This is a genomic window from Pseudonocardia sp. McavD-2-B (assembly GCF_024124365.1).
Lineage (GTDB): Bacteria > Actinomycetota > Actinomycetes > Mycobacteriales > Pseudonocardiaceae > Pseudonocardia > Pseudonocardia alni.
Window position 1 is genome coordinate 1 of the sequence record NZ_JAMXSG010000275.1, and the last position, 7,694, is coordinate 7,694.

At 74.3% G+C, this 7,694-nt stretch carries 6 protein-coding genes and 1 pseudogene; 6 read left to right on the forward strand and 1 reads right to left on the reverse strand.

Annotated features, from left to right (window positions below):
* The first annotated feature begins 257 nt into the window (after positions 1 to 257).
* The 4 genes from NH602_RS25585 to NH602_RS25600 are packed head-to-tail and all read left to right on the forward strand — an operon-like array spanning position 258 to position 4,588.
* Complete coding sequence (locus tag NH602_RS25585; protein ID WP_139282736.1) at positions 258 to 635, forward strand: hypothetical protein; 378 nt, start codon at positions 258 to 260, stop codon at positions 633 to 635.
* 13 nt (positions 636 to 648) lie between these two features.
* Positions 649 to 2,202, forward strand: a complete 1,554-nt coding sequence (locus tag NH602_RS25590) for a lipopolysaccharide biosynthesis protein (protein WP_179759810.1) — start codon at positions 649 to 651, stop codon at positions 2,200 to 2,202.
* Positions 2,199 to 4,268 carry a hypothetical protein gene (locus tag NH602_RS25595; protein ID WP_253069128.1) on the forward strand — a complete coding sequence of 690 codons (2,070 nt, stop codon included), beginning with the start codon at positions 2,199 to 2,201 and terminating at the stop codon, positions 4,266 to 4,268. The genes NH602_RS25590 and NH602_RS25595 overlap by 4 nt, the downstream gene beginning before the upstream one ends.
* The gene (locus NH602_RS25600; protein ID WP_073574800.1) at positions 4,265 to 4,588 is read left to right on the forward strand and encodes a hypothetical protein; all 324 of its coding nucleotides are present in this window, start codon (positions 4,265 to 4,267) and stop codon (positions 4,586 to 4,588) included. The genes NH602_RS25595 and NH602_RS25600 overlap by 4 nt, the downstream gene beginning before the upstream one ends.
* 64 nt (positions 4,589 to 4,652) lie before the next feature.
* Here the strand turns inward: NH602_RS25600 and NH602_RS25605 are convergent, their stop codons facing one another.
* Positions 4,653 to 6,125: an NAD-dependent succinate-semialdehyde dehydrogenase gene (locus NH602_RS25605; protein WP_073574801.1), complete on the reverse strand. Its 1,473-nt coding sequence runs from the start codon at positions 6,123 to 6,125 to the stop codon at positions 4,653 to 4,655.
* A 64-nt stretch (positions 6,126 to 6,189) separates the two neighbouring features.
* On the opposite strand from NH602_RS25605, the gene NH602_RS25610 reads away from it, so the two are divergent.
* Together NH602_RS25610 and NH602_RS25615 are read left to right on the forward strand one after the other, a co-directional pair.
* Positions 6,190 to 7,389, forward strand: a complete 1,200-nt coding sequence (locus NH602_RS25610) for an acyl-CoA dehydrogenase family protein (RefSeq protein ID WP_073575303.1) — start codon at positions 6,190 to 6,192, stop codon at positions 7,387 to 7,389.
* Positions 7,389 to 7,694 (forward strand): annotated as a pseudogene (locus NH602_RS25615) (hypothetical protein); the annotation flags it as partial. The gene NH602_RS25610 and the pseudogene NH602_RS25615, both read left to right, overlap by 1 nt.

Below are 7,694 nucleotides of genomic sequence, written 5' to 3' on the forward strand. Positions count from 1 at the left end.
CCGCAGCCGCAGCCCGGTGCGGGCCGGCCCGCACCGCAGCAGCCGGCCCCGTCGCCGGTCGCCCGCGAGCAGCGCCCCGTCGGCGCCGAGCGCGACGGGTCCGCCCGTCCCGAGCGGACCGGTGTGCGGTACGCATGGGGGGAAGAGGCGTCCTGAGCGCCCCGGGACCGGATCGGGCCCGGTCCGTGCCCCACCGGCCCACGCCCCACGAGGGGCGTGGCGCCGGGAGAACCACCAGTGAAGAGGAGTGAGCCGCGGTGAGCGTGCAGTCCGCAGCTGAGCTGACCCGCGCGAGGACCGCGCGGCGGTACGTGGCGATCCTGCTCGTCGTCGCCGGCGTCATCGCCTGCGGCCTGAGCATCGCCGGGATCAGCGGGGGCGCGCTGGGCGAGTTCCGTCTGCTGGTCACCATCGGCTTCCTGCTGCTCGGTCCCGGCTGGGCCGCCGCGGGCTTCCTGCGCCGCGCGCCCGCCGCGCACGTCTGGCTCCTGACCCTCGGGGTCGGCACCGCCGTCACCCTGATCGGCGGCCAGCTCATGGTCAGCCTGGGGCTCTGGTACCCGAGCGTCGCCCTGTTCGTCGTCACGCTCCTGTCGGTCCCGTTCCTGCTGCGCCACGCCGTGGTGGCCCAGTGAGCGGGACCTCCCGGTGAGGCCGGTCGGGCCGGCGCGTCCCCGCCCCGCCGCGGGTACGGCCGGTCCCGGCCCCGTCCCCGGACCGCAGGCGGCGGGCGTCGACCCGGACGCCCCGACCCAGCGTCTCGCCACCGCCCACGCCCGGGCGCACTCGCGCCGCAACGCCGAGCAGCACACCGAGTACCTCCCGCCGCTGGTCGGGTTGCGCGGGCCCGGCGAGAACCCGCCGACCCCGCCGCCCACCCGACCACCCGGACCGGGCGGTGGCGACGGCGGTGACGGCGGCGAGCAGGTCCCGGACCGCAACGGCGGCATCGGCGACGGCATCGCCCTGACCCTGTGCTCGGGCTTCGGCTCGGTCGCCGGGTTGCTCGGCGTGCTGATCGCGACCCGGCTCATGCCCCAGGCCGAGGTCGGCCGGGCCTCGGAGTTCGTGTCGGCCTTCCAGCTGATCGGCGGCGTCGCCCAGCTGAACCTGGGGCTGGCGTTGCTGCGCTGGCTCCCCGGGGCCGGCCGCAGGTCGGTCCGGCTCACCTTCGGCTCGCTGCTGCTGATCATGCCGCTGTCCGGGCTGATCGGCCTGATCTACGGCACGCTCGTGCCCCGGGTCGCGGAGGCCGCGGGGGGCGGATCGTTCGGCTGGGGCCTGGTCGTCCTGGTCCTGACCTGCGCCGGCTGGTGCGTGTTCGTCGTCCACGACTTCGTCATGGTCGCCATCGGGCGGCCGTGGGTGGCGGTGTGGCGCAACGGCACCTTCGCCGTGACCCGGATCGTGTTGCTGCTGGCACTGGGCAGCACGCTCGCCTCCGAGGCGCTGGTGCTGTCCTGGGCGATCCCGGTCGTGCTGTGGATCGCCGCGGGCACCGTGCTGCTCTGGTTCATGGTGCGGCGCTTCGCCCGCGCCGGTGGGCCGGGCACGCTGCCGTCGCGCCCGGAGATGATCGCGTTCCTGGCGCCGACCGCGCTGGCGCAGTGCGGCAACGCGCTGCTCTACAACCAGGTCCCGCTGTTCGCGAACTTCCGGATGGGCAACGAGATCGGCGCGGTCTTCTTCATCTGCTGGCAGGCGGTGACCGTCATCGACCTGGCCGCGACGTTCTTCACCAACTCGCTGACCGTGCAGACCGCCCGGGAGCCGCACCGCGCCGAGGAGTTCGCCCGCGTCGCCCGGCGTCGGATGCTCCTGCTGTTCGTCCCCGCGCTCGGGCTCGGCGCGGCACTGGGCTACCCGGTGCTGTCGCTGCTCGGCGAGGGCTACGCGCCCGGCGCCCCGGCGCTGGCCGTGCTCATGGGCGGCCTGTTCTTCAGGCTGATCGTCGTGTTCGAGCTCGCCCGCCGCCAGGCCGACGGCGACGGAATGGGCTACGCGAAGATCCAGCTGCTCAACACCGGCCTGGTCGTGGTCTTCGCCGGTCTGGTCCCGCTGCCGGACCCCGGAACCGCATCGGTCAGCATGACCATGCTGCCGGTCGTCCTCGGCTACGTCGGCGCGCAGATCCTCTGCGCACTGGCACTCAGATTCGTCCCGGCGTGGAACCGCCGGAGCACACCGGAGGTGAAGTCGTGACGTCGGAGACCCGCCGGACGGGCGGCCCCGACCCGTCCACCCGCGGCCACCGCGGCGAGGAGCCCGCCGTCGCGCGGACCCGCGTCGCGGAGGAGAGCGCGAGCGAGCGGACCCAGTTCGTCACGCCGCCCGGCCCGGACTCGCCGACCACGGCCGTCCGCGGCCCGGTCCCGCGCCCGCCCGGTGACGGCCCGCCGCCGCCCCCGCCGCCCGCACCCGAGACCGCCGAGCCGCTGTCCCCGCTGTGGGTCTGGGGCGCACCGGTCCTGGCCGTTCTCGCGGTGCTGCTGCTGCCCGTCGCCGCCGCGACGACCGACCTGTCCGACCTGGGCGGCTGGGGCCTCGCCCCGGCGCTGAGCCCGTTCGCGTGGGTCGCGCTGCTGCTCGCCATCGGCGCCTGCCTGCTCGAGCTCTGGTCGCGCCGCCCGCGCATCCCGATGCTGGGTGCCGCGACGGGTGTGCTGCTGCTGTGCTCGACCGGCCTGCCCTCGGTCGTGCAGCCCCAGGCCCGGTTCACCACCGCCTGGCTGATCTCCGGGTTCGTCGACGCGGTCGCCAGCAACAACGGCGTCCCGCCCACCGGCGTGGACGCGCGGTTCTACTGGCCCGCGTTCTTCGCCCAGTGGGCGTGGATCCGCGACGCCGCCGGTGCCGACCAGCTCGACACGATCCTGCGCTGGTACCCGCCCGCGGTCACCGCGGTGTGGGCGATCGGCGTCTACGCCCTGGCCCGCTCGATGCTCGGGGGCACCCGAGCGCCGTGGGTCGCGGCCTGGCTGTTCATCGGCCTGAACTGGATCGAGCAGGACTATTTCTCCCCGCAGGCGACCGCGATCGTGCTGCTGCTGACGGTGCTGACCTTCGCGCTCGGCCCGCTGGCGACCCGCCGCGTCGACAACGCCGGGGTCCCGGGCTGGCCGCGGGCCCACCGCGGGGCGCCACCGCTGCCCCGGTGGCGGCGCTGGCTGGTGTCGGCGCTGACCCCGCCGAACACGCCGACGCTGCCCGCCCGGCAGCTGCTGCTGATCTACTTCTGCGCGGCGCTGTGCGTCATCGCCGTCGCCCCGGCCCACCAGCTGACCCCGTTCGCCATCATCGGCCAGCTGGCCGTGCTGGCCGTCGTCGGCCGGTTCCGCGGACGCGGGCTGGTGATCGTCGCGATCGCCGCGGTGACGGTGTTCGTGCTGATCGGCGCCCGCGACTTCTGGATGAACCAGATCAGCATGATCATCGGTAGCGGCGACGACGGCAGCGCGCTGCAGGCCGGTGTCGCGGACCGCTTCCAGGGCGACACGGGCCAGCTCGTCGGCAAGGGGTTCCGGGTCGTGATGACCGGCCTGACCTACGTCCTCGGCTTCGCCGGGGCCTGGGTCTACTGGCGCCGCCGCCGCGACCTCGTGCCGATCCTGCTGGCGATCATCCCCATGGGGATGGCGGTCGTGCAGAGCTACGGCGGCGAGCTGCTCCTGCGCGTGCTGCTCTACGGCCTGCCGATCCTGTCGATCCTGGCCGTCGACGCGCTGCGGGCCTTCGCCCGCGTCGACCGCAAGCGCGAACGGCTGCTCGCGGTGGGCATGGTGGTCGTCTTCGGTCTGCTCATCTTCATCCGCGGCGGTAACGAGGCCTACACCGACGTCACCACCGAGGACGTCCAGATGACCCGCAAGGCCTACGCCGAGGCGCCGCCCGGGGCGACGGTGCAGCCGTTGTCGACGGTCGGGCCCTACGCCCTGGAGGGCGTGGGCGAGAACAACAACATGGCCTCGGGCGGTCAGGGCTGCGCGGTCCTCGCCGCGGACCCGTTCCGCTGCATCGACCAGGTCCAGCCGCAGACGATCCTGTTCTACCCGGCGATCGAGAAGCAGGGCGTCGTCCTGAACGACCGCGAGCCGGGCTGGACGATCGAGATCCGCAACCAGCTCATCGCGTCGGGCCAGTACCGCGCGACCTACGAGAGCGGCTTCGACGCCATCCTGGTGCGCAACGAGCCGCTCCCGGCGCCGGGCGTTCCGGCACCGGCGACGGCCCCGGCCCCGGCGGCCGGTGGGGAGGTGCCGAACCCGTGAACGGATTCCTCCTGACCTGGCTCGCGTTCGGTCTGATGCTGGCCGTGTTCGCCGCCCGCGCCTGGGTGGTGGAGACCAGCCGTGGCCGGTTGGTCACCAGCGGGTCCGCGCAGCGCGGGCTCACCGCGGCCGCCGTCGCCTCGGTGGCGCTGCTGGTCGTGATGCTGACCCTCAACGGCGGCGTCGAGCTGGTCGAGCTCGTCTCGGGGGGCCGGGCCGACGTGACCCAGCCCGCCGAGCCGGTGCCCGGCCAGGACCCGGCGGTGCCGATCCAGCCGCAGGCCCCGGCCCCGGCGGCACCCGCGGCCCCGGCCAACTGACCGACCCGCGACACACGGGGGCCCCGGCGCCGTACGGCACCGGGGCCCTCGGTCGTGCGTGGGGTCAGCCGCTGTAGCCGATGGCCACGTACTTGGTCTCCAGGAACTCGTCGATGCCGACGGTGCCGCCCTCGCGGCCCAGCCCGGACTCCTTGACGCCGCCGAACGGGGCGGCCGGGTTCGACACCAGACCGGTGTTGAGCCCGATCATGCCGCTCTCGAGGTTCTCGGCGATGTGCAGCGCCCGGTTCAGGTCGCGCGTGTACACGTAGTTGACCAGGCCGAACTCGGTCGCATTGGCCGCGGCCAGTGCGTCGTCGGCGCTGTCGACGACGGTGATCGGCGCGACCGGGCCGAAGATCTCCTCGTGGTTGAGCCGGGAGTTCACCGGCACGTCGGTGAGCACGGTCGGCGGGTAGAAGTAGCCCGGCCCGTCCTGGGCCCTCCCTCCGATCGCGACCGAGGCACCGGCGGCGACGGCGTCGGCGACCAGGTCGGTGACCTTGTCCAGGCCCTTCGCGTCGATGAGCGGGCCCACGTTCACGCCCTCCTCGGTGCCGCGGCCGACCTTGAGCGCGCCCATCCGCTCGGCGAGCTTCGCGGTGAACTCCTCGGCGACGCCGCGCTGGACGTAGAACCGGTTCGCGGCGGTGCAGGCCTCGCCCATGTTCCGCATCTTGGCGATCATGGCGCCCTCGACGGCGGCGTCGACGTCGGCGTCGTCGAGCACGATGAACGAGGCGTTGCCGCCCAGCTCCAGCGACGACCGCATGACCTTGTCCGAGGCCTGGGACAGCAGCAGCTTCCCGACCGGGGTGGACCCGGTGAACGACATCTTGCGGGCGCGGCCGTCGCGCAGGATCGGCTCCATCACCGCGCCGGCGTCGGTGGCGTTGATGACGTTCAGGGCGCCGTCGGGCAGGCCGGCGTCGGCCAGCACCTGCGCGAACGCGAGCATGGTCAGCGGCGTCTGCGGCGCGGGCTTGATCACCGAGGCACAGCCGGCGGCGACCGCCGGGGCGATCTTGCGGGTGCCCATGGCCAGCGGGAAGTTCCACGGGGTCACGAACACGCAGACCCCGACGGGCTGGCGGATGGTGAGGAAGCGGGTCTGGCCGTTCGGGGCGACCTGGTAGCCGCCGTCGATGCGCACGGCCTCCTCGGAGAACCAGCGCAGGAACTCCGAGGCGTAGACGACCTCGCCCTTGGCCTCGGCGAAGGGCTTGCCCATCTCCAGGGTCATGAGCAGGGCCAGGTCGTCGATCCGCTCGTGGAGCAGGTCGTAGGCGCGGCGCAGGATCTCGCTGCGCTCCCGCGGCGCCATCGCGGCGATCGTGGGCTGCGCGGCGTGCGCGGCGGCGAGGGCGTCCATGCCGTCGGCGGGGGAGGCGTCGGCGACCTCGGTCAGCACCTCTCCGGTGGCGGGATCCTCCACCTTCGCGGTCGCGCCGTTCTCCGCCGGCCGCCACCGGCCGCCGATGAACAGGCCGGTGGGGACGGCATCCAGCACCCTGCGCTCGTCAGCATTGGTGGTCATGCCCGGAACGTACCCCGGTGAGTCGGCCCATAGACACCGGCGGCGCCGGCGGGGCTGGGTCATGATGAGGCCCGTGGCAGCGACATCGACACCGGCAGCGGCCCTGCCCGAGCTCGTGCCCGACCCGGTCGAGCTCCCCGCCGGGCTGGCGGACCTGCGGGCCGAGGTCCGTTCCTTCCTCGACGACGAGCGCGGCGCCGCCCGCTGGACCCCGCGTGCGGACGTGTGGCTCTCCGGCTGGGACGAGTCGTTCTCGCGGCGGCTGGGGGAGCGCGGCTGGCTCGGAATGACCATCCCCACCGAGTACGGCGGGCACGGCCGGACCGCGCTGGAGCGCTACGTCGTCACCGAGGAACTGCTCGCCGCGGGCGCACCGGTGGCGGCGCACTGGATCGCCGACCGCCAGATCGGGCCGTCGCTGCTGCGCCACGGCACCGAGGAGCAGCGTCGCGCGTTCCTGCCCGGGATCGCCCGCGGCGAGGTGTACTTCGGCATCGGCATGTCCGAACCGGACTCGGGCTCCGACCTGGCGTCGGTGCGGACCCGGGCGACCCGCGTCGACGGCGGGTGGCGGCTGTCGGGCACCAAGGTGTGGACCTCCGGGGCGCACCACGCGCACGCGTTCTTCGCGCTGGTGCGCACCGAGCCGCGCGACGACGCGCACCGGCACGCGGGGCTGTCCCAGTTCCTGGTGGAGCTGGACTCGCCCGGGGTGGAGATCCGCCCGATCCCGCTGCTCACCGGGGCGCACCATTTCAACGAGGTCCGCTTCGACGACGTGTTCATCCCCGACGCGCGGGTCTTCGGCGAGCTGGGGAACGGCTGGGCCCAGGTCACCGGCGAGCTCGCGTTCGAGCGCTCCGGACCGGAGCGGTTCCTGTCGACCTACCCGCTGCTGGCGTCGCTGGTCGGCGAGCTCGCCGGGGCGGGCCGTGCCGACGCCGGCACCCGTCGTCGCGTCGGGTCGCTGGTGTCGCGGCTGTGGACGCTGCGGGCCATGTCGCTGGCCGTCGCCGGGGCGCTGGAGTCCGGCCGGGCCCCCGAGCTGGCGGCGGCCCTGGTCAAGGACCTCGGTACCCGCTACGAGAACGAGATCGTCGACGCCGCCCGGCTGCTGGTCGACATCCCGCCGGACCCGGGTGCGGAGTCCGGGTTCGCCCGGCTGCTCGCCGACGCCGTGCTGCACGCGCCCGGGTTCACCCTGCGCGGCGGCACCAACGAGGTCCTGCGCGGCATCGTCGCGCGGGGGATGGGACTGCGCTGATGGCCCGTAACAGCGACCTGGCCGACCTGGCCGCCTCGATCCTCGGGGCCGGGTCCGACGACCGTGACGGGACCGGCCTGGACACGGCGGCCTGGAAGGCGTGTGCCGGGGCCGGGCTGACCTCGCTGACCGACCCGGACACCGGCGGCACCCTCGACGACGCCGCCGTGCTGCTGGAGGTCGCCGGCGCCGACGCGGCCCGCCTGCCGCTGGCCGAGACCGACCTGCTCGCCGGGTGGCTGGCCCGCGCCGCCGGGCTCGCCGTGCCGGACGGGCCGCTGGCCGCCGTCGTCACCGACGCGACC